Below are 22,546 nucleotides of genomic sequence, written 5' to 3' on the forward strand. Positions count from 1 at the left end.
GATTGCCAGGTTTGTAGTGAGGACTTTAGTCCGCATCAAGAAGGACTGAAGTCCTCACTACAAACCTATGAGATTGCCAGGTTTGTAGTGAGGACTTTAGTCCGCATCAAGAAGGACTGAAGTCCTGACTACGAACTTATGTGATTGCCAGGTTTGTAGTGAGGACTTTAGTCCGCATCAAGAAGGACTGAAGTCCTCACTACGAACCTATGTGATTGCCAGGTTTGTAGTGAGGACTTTAGTCCGCATCAAGAAGGACTGAAGTCCTCACTACAAACCTATGTGATTGCCAGGTTTGTAGTGAGGACTTTAGTCCGCATCAAGAAGGACTGAAGTCCTCACTACGAACCTATGAGATTGCCAGGTTCGTAGTGAGGACTTTAGTCCGCATCAAGAAGGACTGAAGTCCTCACTACGAACTTATTTGATTGTCGTTACAGCGGACTTAATAAGACAAGTTACTGCCAGACAAACACTTTGGCTTCGTATTCCGGCAAGTCAATCATAATATTATCATCGCCCGATTCCACATCATAATTACCCGTCCATTCGTGCCAAGTTCCATTGGCAGGGAAGTGGGGAACACTGTAACCAGCTAGATAATTTTCCGACATATTCGCCACTACAACAACTCGCGAGCCTTCATCGTTCCAGCGAGTGTAAGCAAACACTTTTGAGTCGATGTCTTCGTGGAAAAAATCGATATTTTCCGTGTAAAGTGCTTGGTTGTTTTTGCGGAGGTGAATCAAGCCTTTGTAGTATTCCCACAAACCTTTATTCATGTCATTGCCTAGCAGCGTCCAATCAATTTTAGCTTGCTCGATCGTTTTGGCTTTATATTCGCCAAATTCTTCGCCCATCCAAATCAGCGGTACGCCTACTGCTGTCATTAACAACACAGAACCCAACTTCGCTCGCTTGAATGCTGCTTCATCCAAAATCGCGCGATCGCCCAATTCTGACAGCACGCGATCGTGGTCGTGATTGCTCAAATAATTGACTACGTTTGTAGCACCCAAGAAACCTTGCCGCTTGGCATCAATTACGTCTTTGAGGCGCTCTAAATCAAAGGTATCGCCGCAGATATGTTCGACAATGCAGTGATAGAAACTGTCGTGCCAGCAGCCGTCCATCGGGCCTTCTAGATTGGTGATGCTGGGAGTTTCGGGAATGTGTTCGGCAACAGTATAAAACGGTTTTGGGCCTGCGGCATTTTTGGCTTCTTGAACTATCCAGTGCATGAAGTCGTAGTTGGCAATTTGCCGCGCTGCGTCGAAACGAATGCCGTCGAGATGGTATTCTTGAATCCAATAGCGGACTGTATCGCCGATGAATTTGCGCGCCGGGTAAGTTCCTAAGTTGTCGTCATAAAATTCGTAGTTGAATTCTGGGCCCCAATTGTTGTCAGCATCGCGGGGGGCGTGGTGGTACCAATAATCGTGATCGATTTGGGTGAGGGGGCTGGATGATTCGGAGTGGTTGTAAATCCCGTCGATGATGACGCGAATCCCGCGCCCGTGACACTCGTCTATCAGGTTTTTGAGTTCGGCGGTGGTGCCGTAGCTGGACTCCGCAGCCAAGAAGTAGCGCGGGTTGTAGCCCCAACTGTAATCGCCTGGGTATTCTTTGAGGGGCATGAGTTCGATCGCGTTAACGCCGAGTTCGACTAGGTAATCGAGTTTTTCGACGACGTGCTCGTACTTGCCGCGGGCGAGGGGATCTGCTTCGCCGCCGGAAAAGTCGGCAACGTGCGTTTCGTATATTACTAATTCTCGATCGGCTGGTAGCGGTTTGTCATCGTGCTGCCACACGTAGGTATCCACGATGCGATCGCCATCTTTGACTCTCACCACGCCGTTTTGAGTGGGATCGTCGATATCAGTCGCGTAGGGATCTACCACATCTACCCACTGATCTGCTTCCAGAAACCAGCTTTTCGATTGCACCCTAAATTTGTATTGATAAACGCCATCCTTCAATTCTACTAGCGTGCGGAAATAACCTTCTTCGTCCTTTTCCATCGGAATTTCTTCCCAATTAGAAAAACACCCCATCAAGGCAGCTCCTTTATTATAGGGAGCAAATAATTTGAATTCAATTGGAGCGGCCATAGTGCCTCTTTTTAGAATATGTAAGTAGCAGTTGATACTTTTAATTTCGCAAATTCAAGCGAACTCAGGCATCACTCTGTAGATATAAGTTCTGTAAATGCTTAACTATTCCTAAAAGTCGGAGTATTTGGCGCTGGAGGCTACATTTTATGAAGTGAACTCGCCCCTGTTCGGCAGTGCAAGCTAAATTTATTTAACTTTTGCTGGCTCAACCATAATTATGAATAATCCAATCCCGAGCTTGCATCTATCTCAAGGTGGATTAACTTATAAAAATATTGTTTTAAATATCTGCACATGGATAGATGCGGACTTAATTTATAGCTTTTTTCAGCTTAACTGTTCGGTTGCTGGCGCCCATGGCGCAGCCGAGATTTTCGAGAGTAAAGCGTGCATTTTGCACCCTAAAAAATCCGAAAAAATGACTCGACCCGCGCGCCGCCAACACCTAGGTTTTCGTCAGTAAGGTGCGTCCCGCGCACCTTACTTTTAACTACTTTTTAGCTGACCGTCGCGCTTCATCCAACCAAGCCGGAACGGAGGGCGAGAACGGCCGCTTGAGTTCGGTCATCAGCGCACAACTTGTTCAAAATATTGCGGACGTGAGTCTTGACCGTACCGACAGTAATGTACAGCTTTTCGGCGATCGCAGCATTGCTGTAACCCTGCACGATCAATTCCAAAACCTCTAACTCCCGCTCGGTTAAAGGGTAAGTTTCAATGATGTGACTGAACTCGGGTTCGGCAGCCTTAATTGTAACTCTTTTGCCCTCATGCTTCGGTTCTTCCGGTGCAGACTCCTTAGTTTTAGCTTGTTTTAGGACGATGCGGGCGATCGCCGGATCGATCCAAGAGTTACCTTCGTGAGTTACTTTTACGACATCTAATAACTGATCGAAGCTGATATCTTTCATGCAATAAGAATCAGCTCCGGCCGCAAAAGCTGCCAGGACTTCTTCTTCGTTGTCCTGAAAAGTCAGAATCAAAACTTTGGTATCGGGATCAGACTCGGCTACCATCGATTTTTTGAATTTTTGTGTCAGTTCAATGCCGTCAAAATCCGGCAACCCAATGTCTACGATTGCCACGTCAGGTTTTGAAGACTGAAGCAGTTTCAATCCGTCTGTAGCGTTAGCGGCATCACCGACAACTTCTATAGTGTCACGCTGTTGTAAAGCTGTGCGGATGCCTACTCTTGTCAGGTCGTGGTCTTCTATCAATGCAACGCGAATTTTACTCATCTTTCTTCCAATAGTCCGCTAAACTTTTAAAATATCGTCAACCCACTCAGCTAAGCTGAGTAATTTTGAGAATGTGTCCTGATTTAGGGTTTAACAGCCCGCACATCTTTTTCCAGCATACTCATGCAGCCGTCAAGATTGCAAGTAATTTTTTAAGTTATTTTGCACAGAGCGGCCAGAAAGTGCGATCGGGACTGGTTACGCTCTCAATGTTATAACAGTTTACATGAATTATCCCATTGTCCGCCCCTTGATAGAGGTAAAGATAGCAGTACCTGGGTAAGTTGAAAGTATAAAAACTTTTGATGCACTTGGTACGTCAAAATCAATAAAGCTAGCAGCACTCCTTGTTTATCGGTGTTAGGCCTCAAGTTCATTGGTCATTTTTTATAAAACCAGTTATGACTCACTATCACAGCAATAACTCTTTTCGCTCGGACTTGGCCGAGGCGGAAATACTATACAAAGCATCAGAAATAAAATCCCCCCAACTACAAGTTGACGATCGCCAAACTCAGAACGATCGCCAGTGGTCGGAAATTCCTCATATAGTTTGGAAAGTAAATGCCAGCGGCTGGGCGACTTATTTAGGCGATCGCTGGGAAGAGTACACGGGAGTACCAGCATCAGCAGGTTTGGGTTTCGGCTATCTCGCCCGCGTCCACCCAGATGACCGTGCTGGTCTGTTGGCGCGATCGCGCACGGATCAGATCCCGCCCCAAAGTTACGAAATACAATTTCGTCTCCGGGCGCGGTGCGGTACTTACCGCTGGAACATCGCCCGAGGAGCGCCCGCTAACCCTGACAGTCATGAGGTTTTGGAGTGGGTGGGAACTTACACAGATATGGAGGCGATCGAACAAACTCAAAGCCAGCCCGCAGCAGAACCAGGATTTTTGCCCCGTGAAGCGTCCTCGGAAACTAATATTAAAACCGAAAATTTGTGCGACAAAATGGACGCAGTACGCGATTTACAGGCGATCGAGCGATTTACAAATCTGTTGGGCCAGCGCGCGGGTAACTTGCGCGAACTGTTGCAAGCAATAGCGGACGCGACTGTGGAGGCGATCGCCGGAGCAGAATTTTGTCTGGTGGCCCTCCCAGAGTGCGATTCCAGCGACCTCAAACTCAGCGCTGTCGGGCGCGCGACCAACTTTGCACGTGCAGGTCACACCCCGCACGTGCAAGAAAAGCTGCTGTTGAAAGCGTTTGCGACGGGAGAGTCTCAACTGTGGCGCTCTGAGTCGGGCGACTCGGTATCAGCGGCGGGCTGTGCTGCGGCGATCGAGTCTGGGGACACCGGGCGTTTGGGCGTGCTGGCGATCGGGAACGAGAAAGACAGCACCGCCATTGACAGGGGCTCGGCGCAACTGCTGGCGGTGATGGGAAAACAAGCTGCGATCGCGATTAACAGCGCCCGGGCGATCGAAAAATTAAAAAAACAGGAAGAGCTTTTAGAGTTGCAAAACGAGCTGCTAGTTCGCCAGCAGCAAGAACTAGAAAATCAGGGGCGGCGCATTCAACAACAAAAATTGCAACTGCTAGAAGCAGCAAAGTTAAAATCGCAATTTTTGGCCACCATGTCGCACGAATTGCGAACTCCGATGAATGCGATTATCGGCTTTTCCCAATTGCTGCTGCGCCAGCACAAACAACTGCTGACGGCCCAGCAAATAGATATGGTGGGGCGCATTTTAAACAACGGCAAAAACCTGCTGGTGTTGATTAACGATATCCTCGACCTCTCCAAAATCGAAAGCGGCCGCACAGAATTAGAAATTGCAGAATTTGATTTAGCGCGTTTAGTCATGGATGCCGCCCTGGAATTTGGCAATCAAGCCAGCGACAAGGATGTAGCAATGTGCGTCTGCGTGGGCTTGCAACATAAATTAGTAGTTAATGACAAGTTGCGCCTGCGGCAGGTTTTGGTCAATCTGATTTCCAACGCGGTTAAATTTACGCACCAGGGCTGCATTTCCATTGAGGTAGGGGAATTAAATGGCGATCGGCTAAGTATCGCCGTTCGAGACACAGGAATCGGCATCAGTGAAACAGATCTGCCCCACATTTTCGACAAATTCCGCCAAGCCGACCAAACCACAACTCGCCAATATCAAGGCACCGGTTTAGGACTAGCGATTAGCGCCTATTTAGTCGAGATGATGAACGGCACAATGACTGCCGAAAGTCAACTCGAAAAAGGTTCGAGATTTCAAATCGAAATTCCGCGAAAAGTTCATCCTAAACAACTCAATCCCTGACAGCAAACAGTGTAACTAACTCACATTCAGATACTTATAATTGTAATTGTGAGTTCGCCAAATTTGCCATCGCCGACGCTGCGCTTCGATAAAAAGCCGCCTTCACAGACTGTACCGCTGCCCCCAAAAAAAAGGATTCAAACCGGAAATAAGAGCAAAACCTGCGGACATTTCTGAGGTTTATTTATGTCCGCAGGTTTTGCACAAAATTCGGCTTTAATACCTGCTTTATTCTTCAGTCCGCAGAGCCGGACAAAAGTTGGAGTCGGTTAGAGGCTTCCAGGGTCGAGGCAGATTTAAAGACTAGAAGTTTTACCAACTTGAGCCTGAGTAGCAATTGGTTTAACATCCGTGTAGCCCATATTATTAGCTACGTCGCGCAGCACCGAAATTTGCTGTTCAAAATCAAGAGCTTCTATTTGACCTAAAATGCCATTCACAGCCTCAGTTGCCTCATATCCTTCGGGGATATCGACAATTCTTTCCCCCATACCAACAGCCCAAGCATACCAAACCACCAACTGATTGTTAGCAGTCAAAGCTCCGTAAGCGTGAGAATAAGGCGTGTCATTGCGATTGACAATACCTCGCATGATATTCAGTTGTTGGTCATGGGAAAGGTTGTAAAAATCATTCAGCAACATGGGAGCTAACTCTGGTTCAGCCGCGGCGGGAGCGGCTGGTGTAATTGAATCTCCCATTTTTTCATAAATAAAGTACAGCAGTGCCAGTTTTTCATCTGTACCCAACCCGTTGATTTTCTCAACCATGTTTTGAGTATCGTTTGACAGAGCGTGAGAATTGGTGGCGGCGGGTGAGTTCATAAATATGTTCCTTAAAATGCTTTCAGAATATATGAATATCAACATTTGTCAGTGCAAGTCACCATCCCCGAGAGGTAATGCGATTTTAGGTTTTAGATTTAAGATTTGAGATTTTATGATTGGGAATTGCTTATTGTGTATGGGTTTCGTGCTGGTCGAGAGTTGCCTTATTTTGGGAAACTCGCCTAAGGCCGAGTCAACATTATCAAATAAATCATCCTTGAGATAGAAGCAAACGATACATCTGCGGGTAGATGCAAAAAACAGGAATTTTAGCCAAAATAACCTTATTGAATTGTTTAAAAAAAGTAACAAGGAGTCGGCTATGTCTGAAGTTAATCCTCAAGTGAATACAGAATTAGATAACACTCAAACATTTGATGCTCAACAGATAACTGAAAGCGTAGAAGCTGGAGAACAAAAGTTACCGACGGTTGATGTATCCGCCGACTACGAAGCTTCAAAACAATTTAGCGTTAGCGACATCGATCGCACAAGTGCCGGCGCCGAAGCAGCCGCTGCTGCAACAGCACCTAAATTTGAGATTCCCGCCCCTCAAGAAATCCCAATGCCGGCAGATGCACAGGGAAATCCCGATGACTTTCTGTCGATGGCTAAGGAACTTAACCCCACAGGTGCGCCGGGAAATGTTACCGATGATTTGGTGAAAAAGGCGATCGAACTCGGTACTCCTGGTAGCTAATTTAGCAATTATCAATCTGGTACGCAGAGCCTATATACGTAGGTACGAACAGGTTTGTAGTGAGGACTTAAGTCCGCATCCATTACAGGTTTGTAGTGAGGACTTAAGTCCGCATCCATTACAGGTTTGTAGTGAGGACTTAAGTCCGCATCCATTACAGGTTTGTAGTGAGGACTTAAGTCCGCATCCATTACAGGTTTGTAGTGAGGACTTAAGTCCGCATCCATTACAGGTTTGTAGTGAGGACTTAAGTCCGCATCCATTACAGGTTTGTAGTGAGGACTTAAGTCCGCATCCATTACAGGTTTGTAGTGAGGACTTTAGTCCGCATCCATTACGCTTGACTGTTGATAAGTGTTAACTTAACGTCTAAAACTATTTGTTTCTCGGGTTTGTATCAAGCGTCTCGATCCCCCCTAACCCCCCTTAAAAAGGGGGGGATGGGAAGTGTTCAAAGTCGCCGCAACGATTCGCGGGATTTAGGGGGATCTAGATTACGATAGAAGCGAGATTTTTCCAGTATTCTATGCTTAAGTTGGGACTTATGAACATTGTTGTGTCGCTAAAGGCTTGATTTTAAGTCGATCGCCCGACAGACTTTGCCGATCGCGCGATCGGCCAAAATTTCCACCAGCAAATGCACGCCATCGCCCTCAAGCATCGACTGAATATATAATTCAGGATGCAGCGCCTTCCAGAAATATTCAACAAACCGATTAATTTCGGCCTCAGACATTCCCGACTTCCCCGCAGCCATCATTTCCCGTTCCGCCTGATTGCGCCACACCTGAGAAAAGCGGTAATCTCGGGGATACAAAACCATCAACCGATCTAATCGCTTCCACAGCGGCAAATAGTCGTGTAGCTTCGCATTCATATCGCGCGCAAACTGACAGTCGCCCTCTGTAGAAATCGGAAACGGCGCCGCAGCCAAAAACTCGTTCAATCTGGCATCAGCCACTGGATTCACGCCGACAAACCAACCCTCAAACAGTACAATATCCGCACCGCAAATAAGTTCTGATTGACTGCGATCGCCCGCACCTCCCCAGGCAGATTTTTCAAACCGGGGAATTTCGATTTTGGGACTGTCAAATGCTGTTAATTCAGCAGTTTTAGAAGCGCACAACTTGTCTAAAACCGAGATTCCTAAGTCAATATCGTGAGTACCGGGGGGGCCGCGCCAAATCAATCGCGGGTCAGCTTTTTGGAGGTTTTGGCGATCGGCATAAGTCTTATAAAGATCGTCTAGAGAAAGGCTAACTGTAGAATATCCCAATTTTCCCAGAATCAGCGTCAAAACTTGGCATAAAGTAGTTTTTCCGGTTCCTTGGACTCCTAAAATGCCTTGAATTAAAGTCCGGCTTAAACTTTGTTTTTCAGTCGCTAATTGCATAGCCAGCGGCAGCCACAGATTCCACAAACTTTCGAGAAAAACACTTGACTTTACGGGAAAATTATGCAAATCGTCAAGCAGAGACAAAAATAAATCGGTTTTGTGGCGGACAACATCGGCTGCATTGTCAGGAGTAATGTTAAAAGCGCGCGATCGCCCATTATCGGCAACTTCCCAACAGGCGAGGCGATCGAAGTCGAGAGCGAGCCTCTTCGAGGATCGCCAGCGGTGTAAAATTTCAACAGGATTTACAGGCGATCCAACCATTTTAGATTTTAGATTTTAGATTTGAGGATTTGATGATATCATGCCCCGTCGATTACCATAACAAAAACGGTTTGTAGTGCGTCCTGGCGTCCGCAAAATCCTGCGGACTGAAGTCCGCGCTACGAACGATTCAACCATTTTAGATTTGAGGATTTGATGATATCATGTCCCGTCGATTACCATAATAAAAACGGTTTGTAGTGCGTCCTGGCGTCCGCAGCCTAAGAACGGACTGAAGTCCGCACTACGAACTAATTTTATTGCGCTTTCTTAGCTTGTATCAAAACTTTCTAGACCGAAGCTAGTTTTAGGCAAATAATATTTCCCAGCGACAGATATCTTACCATTTTTCAAGAACCAAGCTTGAAAGCTTCGACAAATAAATTGTAAGTTAGACCAATTTTGAGAGCATTAAGCATTTCCACCCACAAAGAACTGGCTACCTCTCGCCTGCTGCGGTAAACCAGCCGATTCACCAACTCCGTCACCAACACCAACAGCCCCGCAGTGATAATATCCCAATTAGCGGCTTGTCCGGCGATCGTCGAAATAGCTGTTCCCAAAAAAGTACCGAACAGCAAACTAATTAGCAGCAGCGAAATCCGGCGCCAAGGATTACTCGCCCAGCCTGCTAATTGCTCGCCGAGAACATCAATCAATCTGTTAATTCGGGTATTCTGCATAGAATTGAAAAGTTATGCCACTTAGTCGGTAGATTTTGGGTGCATCTCACTTTTGAAGAGGGCGAAGCATGACCGCATATAAGTTATTAGTTACAATCCCATATTGACTGCGGTCATGCTTCGCCCCTACAAACATATTTGCCTTCATTGAGATGCACCCGTCGATTTTAGATTTTAGATTTTAGATTTACTCTGGTCTTGAATCTGGGAGATTGAACAGGAATCTCAAATTTTTCGCTCGTTTCTCAACAGTCTGGGAGCTTGTAGCTGTTTTGGGGCTTGCGTTAAAAAATCCCCGCCGCCAACAAATCTCCATCCTTACCGGGTGAGTATGCCGCCATCTAAAATCTAAAATTTAACATCTAAGATGGTATTGTGCGATCGCCCAGTTATGGCTGGGAACAGTCAAGTAATTAAGTGTAGCTTCATCTTGTGGCACAGCAGCCCCAGGTTCTACATTAAAGATAGTTATGACTAATTGCGGGTATGCAGACTATTCTTTAAGCATAAAATTTATGACACTTAAAACTTACCAGATATTAATTGGAGTGACGATCGCCCTAATTACAGGAATGTTTCTCGGACGTTTTGAAATCACCATCTCCAACGGTGCAAATCGCTCGATCGATTTGCCCTCAGCAGCCACCGCACTCCCCCGAACACCAGCCGTTTCGAGAGTCACCACAGCTTCGCCAAACACCGCTAAAGCGCCAAAACCCGACGTACCCCCAGAACCCGAGGAAGAAAGTAATTCCTCAATCCCTGTCAATGGCAAAGCCGCGGGCAGTTTGCGCGTCAGCAACCGCAGCGAACACCCGGTACGAGTGGCCCTGCTGTCGAAACGGCAAGCCGAGAAATCCTACGGGAAACCTGCCCACTGGGATTTTGCGCCGGGAGAAGGCGGCGGCAAGGGACTGATGCTATCGCTGCCGGAGGGGAAGTTACAAATCAAACAGGGAGACATTTTGGTGGTTTTTGCTCAAGATGGTTCCCGCCGCTACTGGGGGCCTTACGTCGCCGGAGAGACAGCCTCGCCTGCTTGGAATGGCACAGCCGCAGAATGGCAGTTAACTGTGCGGCATTGAAGTCCGTTGACTGTTGACTGTTGACTGTTGACTGTTGTCAAACAGGTCATTAGGGACTAGGGACAAGGGACTAATGACAAGGGACTAGATATACATAGCAATCTTCTTAGCGATCGATATTTGGCGTTTAATTCAGTGGATTTACCTAGTTGGGAGTGGAGATTTGGCTCGCAAAACCGGGTTTCGAGCATTTTGTGGAGAACGGTGCAAAATTTGAGTTGTACGAGGTGCGATCGAATTTCCAGTTTCCGATCGGGCGAATCTTTCGGTAAACTCTCTATGCGAGCTAAAATTTTACATCTAAAATCGCAGGAAGTTTGGGTGAAGGAAGTTATTAAAAATTTGTCAGAATATTACAGGCATCGGCCGTTAGCGAAGCCCTCGAAGAGGATCGCACCTTTGCTATTATCGGTACTGTGGCTGTGTGCGATCGCCTCGGTGGCTTTTTTGTGGAATCTCGGCAACATTGGCTTAGTTGACGAAACCGAACCGCTGTTTGCCGAAGCCGCCCGTCAAATGACGGTGACAGGAGATTGGATCACTCCTTATTTCAACACCGAAACCAGGTTTGACAAACCGCCGTTGATTTACTGGCTGATGGCTGTGGCTTACCAGACTCTGGGGGTGAACGAGTGGGCTGTGCGACTTCCGTCGGCTTTGTGCGCGATCGCCCTGACTTGTCTCGGATTCTACACTTTATCGCGATCGAAGGAAGAAGGAAGAAGGAAGAAGGAAGAAGGAACAGGGAATGAGGAAGAAGGAACAGGGAATGAGGAAGAAGCAAAATTTTTCCCATCTCCCAGTCTCCCACTGTTTCTTTCTACTCCTTGGATTGGTGCGGCGCTAATCGCTTTAAATCCGCAAACTATTGCCTGGGGGCGGACTGGGGTTTCAGATATGCTATTAGTTGCCTGTATGTGTTCGGCACTTCTGGCATTTTTCCTCGGTTACACCCTCGAAGAACAGAGAGAAAAAGCCGAATTTTCCACCGTTGCTGCTGGGCGATTTCCCAATAAGTGGTATCTGACTTGTTACGTACTAATTGGCTTAGCAATTCTGGCTAAGGGGCCTGTGGGAATTGTCATCCCAGCGCTGATTATTGGCAGCTTCGCGCTGTATTTGGGGAATTTTCGGCAACTTTGGCGCGAAATGCGTCCGCTGTCAGGAATCTTGATTATTTTGGCGATCGCCCTGCCTTGGTTTATTCTCGTTACAATAGCCAACGGTCAAACTTATATTGATAGCTTTTTTGGCTATCACAATTTCCAGCGCTTTACCGAAGTAGTCAACAAACACTCGGCGCCTTGGTATTTTTACTTTATTGTAGTGCTGGTGGGTTTTGCGCCTTGGTCGATTTATTTGCCGGTGGCGATCGCCCGTACCCGTTTTTGGCAGCGCAGTTACTGGCGCCGTCAAGCGCGATCGGCACAATTAAGTTTATTTGCTCTATTTTGGTTCGGCTGCATCTTTACTTTTTTCACAATCTCCGTGACCAAATTGCCGAGTTATGTATTGCCTTTACTTCCCGCCGCTGCCATTTTGGTAACGCTGCTGTGGAACGATATTGTTACAGGCAAGCTATCACAAAACCGACCGGGAAAGTTAGAGAAAAAACCAAATTCTTTACCGCGAGGGCTGTTAGTTACATACATTTTAAATATCGTATTTTTACTGATTATAGCCGGAGCCACTTTCTACTGCTACAACTGGCTGGGAGACGACCCGGCAATGCCCAATTTCCCGCAAGCTATTCAGCAGTCGGGATTGCTGATGGTAGGCGGTGCAATTTGGATAACGGCGGCGGGGGCGATCGCGCTTTTACTCTGGAAGCGACAACAACGCTGGATTTTGGTAGTTAACTTCATCGGATTAGTCGCATTTATCATCTTTGGTTTGACTCCAGCCTACAATTTAGTCGATATCAACCGCCAGTTACCTCTTCGAGAGTTAGCGAAAGTTGTTGTTCAACAAAAACTGCCGGGGGAAGAGTTGATGATGATAGGTTTCTGGAAACCGAGTCTAGTTTTTTACACCCAAAATCCGGTGACATTCTACCGACTTCCCAGAGGCGCGAAGGACTACATCGAGGAATCCAACAACCACACTTCTCCGACAATTCTGGTGCTGGGATATCCCCACAAGTTTGTGGAATTCGGATTGCAGCCAAATCAATATCAATTGTTGGACAGTCGCGGGGCGTACCAACTTGCGAGGGTTCAGAGAAAGGCGTTTTTGCAATAGTCTAGGATGCTGCGGTTTTGGCGATCGATCCTCATACCTGGTATGACGTTGAACATGACTTACGCAAATGAGATTTAGGCAAGCGGCGAGAAACCCGGTTGAGTCTTTAGTGGGGTGACGAGAAATATACAGAGAAACCCGGTTTCTGATAAGGCAAGCGGCGAGAAACCGGGTTTCTTCGAGTATTTAGTTGGGTGACGAGAAATATACAGAGAAACCCGGTTTCTGATAAGGCAAGCGGCGAGAAACCGGGTTTTTTCGAGTATTTAGTGGGGTGACGAGAAATATACAGAGAAACCCGGTTTCTGATAAGGCAAGCGGCGAGAAACCGGGTTTCTTCGAGTATTTAGTTGGGTGACGAGAAATATACAGAGAAACCCGGTTTCTGAGATTTACGCAGAATAGATCTCTTGCGATCGCCTTTTGAAGTGGTAAGTTCGTTAACTAATACGTGCAATAATCAGCCATAGTATCTGGTATGCGATCGACTAGACCTATGGACGCACTAATCGGCAAAAGTTTACAGGGCGGAAAATATACTCTCGAACAAGAACTCGGGCGGGGCGGCTTTGGGATTACTTTCCGCGCAAATCACCGCTATTTAGGACAGCCGGTGGTGATTAAAACCCTCAACGAGTCTCTGCGACGCGATCGCAATTTTGCCGAATTCGATCGCAAGTTTCAAGACGAAGCAAGGCGATTAGCTTCCTGCGTCCATCCGAATATCGTGCGCGTCAGCGACTTTTTTGTGGAAGACGGACAGCCTTACATGGTAATGGACTACATAGCCGGTCAGAATTTGGGCGATGTAGTCGGTACCAACAATCCCCTCCCAGAAAATCTGGCAATTCTCTACATCACTCAAATTGGGGCTGCTTTGAAAGCAGTTCATCAAAAGGGTTTGCTGCACCGAGATATTAAGCCGCAAAACATTCTATTGCGCCAAGGTACTCAAGAAGTCGTGCTGATCGATTTTGGGATTGCCCGCGAGTTTACAGCAGGTGCAACCCAAAATCACACTAATATGGTGTCCGACGGCTACGCACCGCCAGAACAGTATTTCGCCCAAGGAAAATATACGCCAGCTACCGATGTTTACGGACTAGCGGCGACGCTTTACACTTTACTCACAGCTAGGGTGCCGGTGGCGGCAATTTTGCGTACCAGCCAGCCGATGCCTTCACCCCGCGACTTGCGGCCTGAGTTAAGTGGGCTTGTTAGTCAAGCGGTGATGCGGGGGATGACGGTAGAAGCTCAAAATCGCCCTGCTACCGTGGATGAGTGGTTGTCATTGCTGCATTCGCAGTCGCCTGACACCGGGCCGACGGTGGCAGTGATGCCGGGACACGGCGCTCAGTCGCCTGCAAATTCGAGGACAGTGCCTGCTGTGGTGCCTTCTGGCGGCAGCAACCGCAAGATTTGGTTGATTTTGGGGTTGGTGGCGATCGCCCTGCTGGTCGCAGGTTTAGTGGGTGTTGCTAGGGTTTTCCTCAACCGACAATCTGCGGAACCCACACCGGTGTCCGACAAGGACGATCGCACTTCGACCCCCGCAGATCCAGACGCACGCACCACCCCCGTACCAAGTCCCGCGCCCACACCCGCACAAATTCGCCCTCGCCCAGAAACTCCACCGCCTGCTGCTGAAACACCAACACCAGCGCCAACTCCAACACCAGCGCCAACACCAGCACCAACACCAGCGCCAACTCCAACACCAGCGCCAACTCCAACTCCAACACCTGAGGCTGCCCAACCTACACCAACGGAAAAACTTGTTGACAAGCAATTGCCGCCCGATCGATCCGCACCAAGCAAACCACCGACAACCAGAGATCAGAAGACTCCCACTATCCCAGGATTTGCCGTTGGTACAGAGGAGCCTAAGATTGTAGCTGCATTAGGAGAACCCACAAAATCTCAAACCCGCGGCTATTGGCCAAATACTCGCACCGCACTTTATGAATTAGTGCCGAACCGGGTGACTCTCGGCTATATTTATGATCGCGATTCCGACCAACTGGTGCAAACAGAGGGTTCTTTTGCCCAGTCGGTGGATGATTTGGTGGTGCGTACCGCTTTAAACGGGATGGTGGGCGGCGCAGATAAGGAGATTTTGCAAGGCTTCCGCGACGTGCAGCAACGCCGCACCAATCGGTTTAATTTTCAGAAAGGTTCGTTGAAAGGGACGATCGAACGCAACGAGCGCGATCGCATTTACATCGGCGTCTGGGACGAAAATTTGCATTAAACTTAGCACCCACTGGTGGTCAGAAACCGGGTTTTTTAACGAAAATATGTGCTAAAAACCCTCAGTCTTGGTAAAAAACCCGGTTTCTTGGTTCGTAGTGCGGACTTCAGTCCGCTTCCGGAGAGCGGACTGAAGTCCGCACTACGAACGGTCGATCGGACACCAGATCAATCCCCAATCTTCAATCTTCAATCCAAAATCCAAAATCTAAAATCTAAAATCCAATTGACGTTATACAAAATATTGTCTATAATACAAGAACACACGAGGGGCTGTAATGGTTTCGACAGGGTGGCGAAAGCTGCTCCGTGATGCAGGTCGAGAGGGAGTCTACTCTCGTTAATATCGGCTCAAAAAAAATAGTAAATGCGAACAACATCGTTCCTTTCGCTCGTAAAGCCGTAGCTGTAGCCTAAAAACTTCTCTAGCTTGGTTCAGAGTGTATGCAGCTTAACTCCGTTAAAGGCAGCATAACAACCCCCAACGGATGCCCTAGCTAAACGCTTCTAGTCGGCTAGCCGGGAAAGAAATCACTAGAAAATCCTCCCATTTAGGATAAAGATGGTTCCCGCCCCGAGGATTAGAGGGGATAAACCTGTGAACGATCGGAAGGTAAATAACCATTTTGGACGGCAGTTCGATTCTGCCCAGTTCCATCGCAAAGGTGACGTAAAATCAATGGTTTAAGCCATTTGAAAGTCGCTTTACAACAGAAAAAGGGCTCGCGAGTTAACTCGCGAGCCCTTTTGTTTGGCATTCAATCTCAAATCTCCAGTAGCCGTAGGGTGCGTCGCCCTTGACAATCCTTAAATTTGACAGACAATCTCACCGCGACGCACCAGCCCAAATAGTTGAGGAAACAACCCCAATATTTTTTTGTAGCAATGTTTTTTATAAATGGTATAAGGTGCCCGTCGCGGAAAACCCTAATTTTTCGTGCTAGATCCACAACTGACGCACCCTAAAATCTGCTTCCTTATTCGGAGCTAAAACCCTTAGTTTGATTGGTTATTCCTTCTTCCTTCTTCCTTCTTCCTTCTTCCTTCTTCCTTCTTCCTTCGCCATATAAGTTACCAACGCATTAGCTAGCTTGGGGGATCAGATAATTAGAACTTCTCCCGTCCGTGCGTTCTTCGGGGCTCTCGGGCGATATACTATTAGGCGGTAAAGCATTAAAAATCTTTACAAACTCCCCGCTCTCTAAGCCTACTCCTACGAAGGACGGGTGAAAAATTATATGGCGATCGCTCAAAAGCTGGAAACATGAACCCAGGAATTGACTTACAAGGAAGTTTCGTAGAAGCCCTCATAAATTTGGGCTTACCTGCCGACATCGCCCACGTGCTTTGGCTACCTTTGCCAATGGTACTGATGGTTGTTGGTGCTGTTTTCGGGGTACTGACTAGCGTCTGGCTGGAACGGAAAATTTCCGCAGCCGCTCAACAGCGGATCGGCCCGGAATTCCTCGGCCCTCTCGGAGTCCTAGCACCCGTTGCTGACGGCCTGAAGTTGGTATTCAAAGAAGACATTGTACCTGCAAAAGCTGACGCGCTGCTGTTCACGCTTGGGCCGGTCATTGTCGTGATTCCAGTTTTTCTGTCCTATTTGATCGTACCTTTCGGCGAACATATGCTGATTGCCGATATGGGGACAGCGATATTTCTCTGGATTGCTCTTTCTAGCGTTCAGCCGATCGGCTTGCTGATGTCGGGCTATGCTTCTAACAACAAATACGCTCTCCTCGGCGGACTCCGCGCCGCTGCTCAATCCCTCAGCTACGAAATTCCCCTAGCTTTGGCAGTATTGGCAGTTGTGATGATGTCCAATAGCTTAAGTACGATCGACATCGTACACCAACAAGCCGGCTACGGCATCGTCGGCTGGAACGTCTGGCGACAACCCGCCGGTTTCCTGATTTTCTGGATCGCAGCCCTCGCAGAATGCGAACGGTTGCCCTTTGACCTTCCTGAAGCAGAAGAAGAATTGGTAGCAGGATATCAGACTGAGTACACAGGCATGAAATTTGCTTTGTACTACATCGCTTCCTACGTTAACCTCGTTCTTTCTTGTTTGCTAGTAGCCGTTTTGTACCTCGGCGGCTGGGAATGCCCAATACCCGTCGGAGTCATCACCAATGCCCTAGGATTAAGCGAGACGACTCCTTGGTTGCAGGTAATTACCGGCACATTGGGCATTACAATGACCCTGCTCAAAGCCTACTTTTTCCTGTTTCTGGCGGTGCTACTCCGCTGGACTCTGCCACGAGTTCGGATCGACCAATTGCTAGATTTGGGATGGAAGTTTTTGCTTCCGGTTGCTTTAGTTAATTTGCTATTAACCGCAGCTTTGAAACTTGCCTTTCCCTTTGCTTTTGGCGGTTAATTCATAATAGGTAAAGGGCAATAGCTAAAAAACACAAAATAGCTGTTAACCAATTACCTATTATCAATTAGTAATTACCAAAACCTCAAGTACAGAGAGAGAAAGAAAGAGAACACGATGCTAAAATTCCTCAATCAAGTAGGCGAATACGCCAAAGAGACTGTTCAAGCTGCTAAGTATATCGGCCAAGGGCTAGCCGTGACCTTCGATCACATGAGACGCCGGCCGGTTACGGTGCAGTATCCTTACGAAAAACTAATTCCTTCCGAACGTTTCCGGGGCAGAATTCACTTTGAATTTGACAAGTGCATCTCCTGTGAAGTCTGCGTTCGAGTTTGTCCGATCAATTTGCCTGTGGTGGATTGGGAATTTAACAAAGAAACTAAGAAGAAACAGCTCAAGCACTACAGTATCGATTTTGGTGTGTGCATCTTCTGCGGCAACTGCGTAGAATATTGTCCGACAAATTGTTTGTCGATGACAGAAGAATACGAGTTAGCTGCTTACGAACGTCACGAGTTGAATTATGACAACGTGGCCCTCGGACGTTTGCCTTACAAGGTTACAGATGACCCGATGGTGACACCGTTGCGGGAATTCGCTTATTTGCCCAAAGGTGCGATCGACCCTCATGAAGTTTCCTACACCGATCGCCGCGCCGGTCTTCGCCCAGAGGAAATTCAGGAAAGTAAGTAATGGGAATGGGGCATCGGGCATGGGGCATCGGGCATGGGGCATGGGGAATAGTTAGTAGTTAGTGGTTACTTGTTAGTTGTTAGTTGTTAGTAGTTTTTCAAATAACAAATAACAAATAACAAATAACAAATAACAAATAACAAATAACAAATGCCCAATGACCAATGACCAATGACCAATGACCAATGACCTGTTTGGCCAATGCCCAATGCCCAATGCCCAATGCCAAATTAACAAAGGATTAAATATTGTGAATCTAGCCGAAGGAGTTCAAGTTGTTTCATTTGTCATACTGTCACTAATGATGATTGGCGGAGCATTAGGAGTAGTCCTGTTCTCCAACATCGTTTACTCAGCATTTCTGCTGTGTGGCGTATTTACCAGCATTGCCGGCTTGTACCTGTTGTTGAATGCTGACTTTGTAGCAGCAGCCCAGATACTGATTTATGTTGGTGCTGTCAATGTCTTAATTTTGTTTGCCATTATGTTGGTGAACAAACGAGAAGATTTCCGCAAAATTCCCAACGCTTGGGTGCGTCAAGTAGCCACCGCAGTAGTTTGTGCTGGTTTGTTTGCACTTTTGGGCACGATGGTAGTGTCTACTCCTTGGGCGATTGTGACGACGACGGGAGCACCTGCTGAAAGTTCAATTGTCACCATTGCTAAACACTTCTTTACCGACTATTTGCTACCTTTTGAGTTAGCATCAGTGTTTTTGTTGATGGCAATGGTAGGAGCAATTGTGTTGGCACGCCGCGATTTCTTTGCGGATGAACTCTCCATGAAGCAATCGGAAACACCAGCTTTTAGTTTGCCGGAACGCCCGCGCGAATTGGTTTCAGCCGGTGATGTTTCTTCACCCGAAACCAAGTAAGCTGTTGCGGCATTTAAATTGTGTGTCAAGAATTAATTAAACTCTTGTGGGACGTTGCTCTGAGCCTCGTTCCAAATAGATAATTTAAATGCGCCGCTTCTGTATCTGTCTGTTTTGTAGTAATTGTGACTGAGATCAACTCAAAAATTTATGCAACTGCAACTCCAGTATTTCCTGCTATTAGCTGCTGCACTTTTCTGCATTGGCATTTACGGTTTAATTACCAGCCGAAATGCAGTGCGGGTGTTGATGTCGATCGAGTTGATGCTGAATGCAGTCAATCTCAATCTGATGGGTTTTTCCAACTATCTTGACCCTGTACAGATTAAAGGTCAAGTATTTACTGTCTTTGTAGTGACCGTTGCGGCTGCTGAGGCTGCTGTCGGTTTGGCGATCGTCCTGGCAATTTACCGCAACCGCAACACCGTAGACATGGAAGAGTTTAATTTGCTGAAGTGGTAATTAGTCATTAGTCATTTGTCATTAGTCATTTGTCATTAGTCATTTGTCATTAGTCATTTGTCATTAGTCATTTGTGAAAACTTCTGACTGTTTCAATGATGGGGCATGGGGCTAGAAACCCGGTTTCTATGAGTTTTGCGTTTAGTAACGAGAAATTTATGAAGAAACCGGGTTTCTGACATCTATGCGCGTCAGCAAGCTCAAATTATACTTGTCAGGAAACGGTACTGCTGTGTCCTTACTCGCAACCAGTTAATTACTATCTTTGCTTCTAGTAATTTCGAGAGTAATTCGGCCGCCGAAGTCAGGGATGGGAGCAGCAGGTTTTGAGAGTTGTAGCTTAACTTTTTCGACTAAAGGCAGTTCTAAAAGCGCTTGAACAACAGTATCTGCTAGCCGTTCGATTAATAAAAACTTCGATTCTTTGACTAGCTGTTGAATCATACTAATGGCGCTTCGGTAATCGAGAGTATGTTCAATATCATCACTTTTTCCTGCTTTTGACAAATCTAGCCAGAGAGTGACATCCACTTCAAACCACTGGCCCAATACTTGCTCTTCGGGTAGATAGCCAGTGTAGCCGTAGCAGCGAATTCCTGTAAGTTGAATACAATCCATTGTGAAATAAACTAAAAGTGCAGTAATTATACTAATTTACATTGAACTATAAAAGTTTATCTATCTTTCGTTGCTCTTGATGATGGGTTATTGGCGCGTTGTGCGGTTCAATCAATCTGATTATCATCTTAAATATCAAAACTTCTGTCCTTTTTCTAATTTGTCCAGAAAATCTTCAGCAACTTGACACCATTTTTGTCTAATGCCTGCATCTTCTGGCCGATCTGTCAAGCTGCGACCTTGTAAATCTGGATATTTATTGTAAAATAATTCATCCACTTTTTGATAAAATATTTCCTTATCAATATTAAGATTTTTGCGCCGCTTGCCAATCTTTTCCTGCCTAGCTACTTCTGCATCTAAAGACTTATCGGGAAAATGCGGAAGTTCGGGAATTTTAGGTAGAGCGGGTAGTTTGGGTAGGGTAAAACCAGATTTGACGGCGCTGAAAGCTAGCATTCCCGGCAATAAAACTACGCTTAAACTCATTAGAGTTTTCCAAGGAATTAACTTGAATTTGCTGGTGTTGCTGTTGACAACTTGATTGTTTTGCACAACAGGAGGATTGTTATTGGTAGCAGTTTGAGTGCTTTGGTTAAAGGGGCGCCCGACAAAGTTCATTGTCACCATTTGGGAGATGATGCTGCCAATTTGGGATAATTTTGGATCTTTGAGGGCTTCGCGGACTTGTTTTGCTGATTGGTAGCGATCGCCCGGTGTGTCTGCTAGCATCTTATCTAACACGGTTCCCAGGTTTGGACTGACGCTGACGTGCGTTAGCGAAGCCCTCGAAGAGGATCGCCAATTCCAAGTTTTCTGACTCACATCGTACAGTTTTTGGGGCTTTTTGCCGGTTAGCAGCACTAACGCGGTGACGGCTAAAGCGTACAAATCGCTAGCCGCTGAAACTTTCCCGTGTCGCATTTGTTCGGCGGGCGAATAGCCTTGTTTGCCGATCGCGGTTGCAGCTTGTCCGCTAAACTGAAATACGGCCGTTGCTGCGATTTGCTTGACGGAACCGAAGTCAATTAAAAAGGGCAGTTTGTCAACACTGTGCTGAATGATATTGTCGGGCGAAACATCGCGGTGAATTAAATTGCGGGAATGGATGTATTCTAAAACTGGTAAAAGCTGAAATAGCAGTTGAGTAACTTCGGCTTCGGTAAAATTTTTACCTTGTTGCTGGCGGGATATCAGTATTTCTTCGTAGGTTTGACCTGGGACGTAATCTTGAACTAAAAATAAAGATGGATTCCCGCCCAAATCGGTGCGTAGCAGTTCTCGAAAGCGGGGGATTTGCGGGTGTTGGAGGGTGTAAAGCATACTCGCTTCGCGATCGAACAATTCGGCGGCTTTGGGGCTTTGAACCACCGGAGAGAACTCTTTGAGCACGCATTGTTCGCCGTAGCGGTTGGTATCTTCAGCCAGGTAAGTCCGCCCGAAGCCGCCGCGGCCCAATTCGCGGATAATCCGGTAGCGTTTTTCGAGGGTGGAACCTGGGGCGAGGGGGGAAGGGTTAGACATAAACCACGGCGGATTGTTCGAGTTGGGGAGTCGCGGGCGCGCTATAGCTTATTGTAGCTAAGTTTGGTTGGCTGCGAGGGCGATCGTACATTTTGGGGATGGATGAAGGAGAAGAGACACTTTGCTTAAGATTCAGTATCTTGTTTTAAATTATTTAATACTGACATAATATTTTGAGCTAATTTTAAAGCATATTTGACATCTTTTTGTAAATTAAATATAGTATCTGCATAATCAGCTTTATTTCTCAGCTCTCTTAATCTACTTAAATTTTCACCTATTTTTATCATTTCTTTGTTTTTAGATTTGTGAAAAATGAATTCCTCAGCTACATATTGATGCTCATTGATGTCAGAACTGCTTTTGCGAGAGAGTCTGGGATCTTTTTCAATATCGCGCAAGTAGTTTCGCGACAAACAGAAAACTGCATAGTAAGCTCTACTGACAGCAGAGCGTAATTTGGCTTCAGCATCGTCTGAATCGCTTGACAAAGCAGCTAACTCGGTTGCTAAATTCAAATACTCAGACCAATCAAATTTCATTTGATTCCCATTCGAGATTAATATGCAGCTTATTCTTAGTAACAGAAGTTACAGCTTCTACCCACCAAGTATCATCCAGAATCATTAATTTGTCAAAGGCTTCATCGACTTCGATTTTAGTATAGATATTAATCCAGAGAGTTCGACTTCCAGGTATTTCTGGGTCTGTTTTGATTTCTAATCCTAATTTTTCCTCTGGAAATAGGGCAGTGATTTTATCGTGAGCTTCAATAATTAAGGAGGTAATTATTTGTTGTTCGATGATAAATTTAAAAGTTTCGCGTGAATCTGCGATGGTGTAGAGGGTTCGGATTTCATTAAATGAATTAATTAAATCATCAAAGGCTTTGCTCTTGACACCTGCATCTTGAGTGATGGTCATAAA

The 22,546-nt window shown here is 46.5% G+C and carries 18 protein-coding genes and 1 other RNA gene; 10 read left to right on the top strand and 9 right to left on the bottom strand.

From position 1 onward, the window contains the following. Window positions 1–458 precede the first annotated feature (458 nt). Both QZW47_RS24195 and QZW47_RS24200 read right to left on the bottom strand, forming a co-directional pair. Entirely contained in the window at window positions 459–2,111 is a 1,653-nt protein-coding gene (locus tag QZW47_RS24195) for an alpha-amylase family glycosyl hydrolase (RefSeq protein WP_293132740.1), read from the bottom strand. 518 nt (window positions 2,112–2,629) lie between these two features. Then, a complete protein-coding gene (locus QZW47_RS24200) occupies window positions 2,630–3,352 on the bottom strand; it encodes a response regulator transcription factor (RefSeq protein WP_293132743.1) in 723 nt (240 codons plus the stop codon). A 401-nt stretch (window positions 3,353–3,753) separates the two neighbouring features. Between QZW47_RS24200 and QZW47_RS24205 the strand changes: the two genes are divergently transcribed. Next, complete coding sequence (locus tag QZW47_RS24205; protein ID WP_293132746.1) at window positions 3,754–5,613, top strand: PAS domain-containing hybrid sensor histidine kinase/response regulator; 1,860 nt, start codon at window positions 3,754–3,756, stop codon at window positions 5,611–5,613. A 296-nt stretch (window positions 5,614–5,909) separates the two neighbouring features. Here the strand turns inward: QZW47_RS24205 and QZW47_RS24210 are convergent, their stop codons facing one another. After that, window positions 5,910–6,437: an orange carotenoid protein N-terminal domain-containing protein gene (locus QZW47_RS24210; RefSeq protein WP_293132749.1), complete on the bottom strand. Its 528-nt coding sequence runs from the start codon at window positions 6,435–6,437 to the stop codon at window positions 5,910–5,912. A gap of 325 nt (window positions 6,438–6,762) precedes the next feature. Here QZW47_RS24210 and QZW47_RS24215 point away from each other — a divergent pair, with 325 nt between their 5' ends. Further along, the gene (locus QZW47_RS24215; protein WP_293132752.1) at window positions 6,763–7,140 is read left to right on the top strand and encodes a hypothetical protein; all 378 of its coding nucleotides are present in this window, start codon (window positions 6,763–6,765) and stop codon (window positions 7,138–7,140) included. A gap of 562 nt (window positions 7,141–7,702) precedes the next feature. Here the strand turns inward: QZW47_RS24215 and QZW47_RS24220 are convergent. Next, window positions 7,703–8,803, bottom strand: coding sequence for a glycerate kinase (locus QZW47_RS24220; protein WP_293132755.1), 1,101 nt, complete (start codon window positions 8,801–8,803; stop codon window positions 7,703–7,705). A 350-nt stretch (window positions 8,804–9,153) separates the two neighbouring features. After that, window positions 9,154–9,486, bottom strand: coding sequence for a DUF565 domain-containing protein (locus QZW47_RS24225; RefSeq protein ID WP_293132760.1), 333 nt, complete (start codon window positions 9,484–9,486; stop codon window positions 9,154–9,156). Between the two features lie 515 nt (window positions 9,487–10,001). Here QZW47_RS24225 and QZW47_RS24230 point away from each other — a divergent pair. The 8 genes from QZW47_RS24230 (at window position 10,002) to nuoK (ending at window position 19,477) form a co-directional block, all read left to right on the top strand. Further along, the gene (locus QZW47_RS24230) at window positions 10,002–10,571 is read left to right on the top strand and encodes a hypothetical protein (RefSeq protein ID WP_293132764.1); all 570 of its coding nucleotides are present in this window, start codon (window positions 10,002–10,004) and stop codon (window positions 10,569–10,571) included. A 135-nt stretch (window positions 10,572–10,706) separates the two neighbouring features. After that, entirely contained in the window at window positions 10,707–12,812 is a 2,106-nt protein-coding gene (locus tag QZW47_RS24235) for a glycosyltransferase family 39 protein (protein WP_293132767.1), read from the top strand. A gap of 496 nt (window positions 12,813–13,308) precedes the next feature. After that, a complete protein-coding gene (locus tag QZW47_RS24240; RefSeq protein ID WP_293132770.1) occupies window positions 13,309–15,063 on the top strand; it encodes a serine/threonine-protein kinase in 1,755 nt (584 codons plus the stop codon). 268 nt (window positions 15,064–15,331) lie between these two features. Continuing rightward, window positions 15,332–15,722: a transfer-messenger RNA gene (ssrA, locus tag QZW47_RS24245) on the top strand. A gap of 604 nt (window positions 15,723–16,326) precedes the next feature. Then, window positions 16,327–17,445 (top strand): NADH-quinone oxidoreductase subunit NuoH, encoded by a 1,119-nt coding sequence (gene nuoH / locus QZW47_RS24250; protein WP_293132773.1) that lies wholly within the window; start codon window positions 16,327–16,329, stop codon window positions 17,443–17,445. Between the two features lie 117 nt (window positions 17,446–17,562). After that, window positions 17,563–18,141 carry an NAD(P)H-quinone oxidoreductase subunit I gene (ndhI, locus tag QZW47_RS24255; RefSeq protein WP_293132776.1) on the top strand — a complete coding sequence of 193 codons (579 nt, stop codon included), beginning with the start codon at window positions 17,563–17,565 and terminating at the stop codon, window positions 18,139–18,141. A 250-nt stretch (window positions 18,142–18,391) separates the two neighbouring features. Continuing rightward, window positions 18,392–19,015 carry an NADH-quinone oxidoreductase subunit J gene (locus tag QZW47_RS24260; protein WP_293132943.1) on the top strand — a complete coding sequence of 208 codons (624 nt, stop codon included), beginning with the start codon at window positions 18,392–18,394 and terminating at the stop codon, window positions 19,013–19,015. 156 nt (window positions 19,016–19,171) lie between these two features. Next, window positions 19,172–19,477, top strand: a complete 306-nt coding sequence (gene nuoK, locus QZW47_RS24265; protein ID WP_228042566.1) for an NADH-quinone oxidoreductase subunit NuoK — start codon at window positions 19,172–19,174, stop codon at window positions 19,475–19,477. A 252-nt stretch (window positions 19,478–19,729) separates the two neighbouring features. On the opposite strand, the gene folB is transcribed toward nuoK, so the two are convergent. The 4 genes from folB to QZW47_RS24285 all read right to left on the bottom strand — a co-directional run bounded on the left by folB (window position 19,730) and on the right by QZW47_RS24285 (window position 22,543). Beyond that, window positions 19,730–20,095 carry a dihydroneopterin aldolase gene (gene folB, locus QZW47_RS24270; protein WP_293132779.1) on the bottom strand — a complete coding sequence of 122 codons (366 nt, stop codon included), beginning with the start codon at window positions 20,093–20,095 and terminating at the stop codon, window positions 19,730–19,732. A gap of 135 nt (window positions 20,096–20,230) precedes the next feature. After that, the gene (locus QZW47_RS24275) at window positions 20,231–21,619 is read right to left on the bottom strand and encodes a serine/threonine-protein kinase (RefSeq protein ID WP_293132782.1); all 1,389 of its coding nucleotides are present in this window, start codon (window positions 21,617–21,619) and stop codon (window positions 20,231–20,233) included. Window positions 21,620–21,744: 125 nt separating this feature from the next. Then, window positions 21,745–22,161 (bottom strand): HEPN domain-containing protein, encoded by a 417-nt coding sequence (locus QZW47_RS24280; protein WP_293132785.1) that lies wholly within the window; start codon window positions 22,159–22,161, stop codon window positions 21,745–21,747. After that, window positions 22,151–22,543: a peptidase gene (locus QZW47_RS24285; protein WP_293132788.1), complete on the bottom strand. Its 393-nt coding sequence runs from the start codon at window positions 22,541–22,543 to the stop codon at window positions 22,151–22,153. The genes QZW47_RS24280 and QZW47_RS24285 overlap by 11 nt, the downstream gene beginning before the upstream one ends. Window positions 22,544–22,546: the final 3 nt, after the last annotated feature.

Source organism: Microcoleus sp. bin38.metabat.b11b12b14.051 (assembly GCF_013299165.1).
Taxonomy (GTDB): domain Bacteria; phylum Cyanobacteriota; class Cyanobacteriia; order Cyanobacteriales; family Microcoleaceae; genus Microcoleus.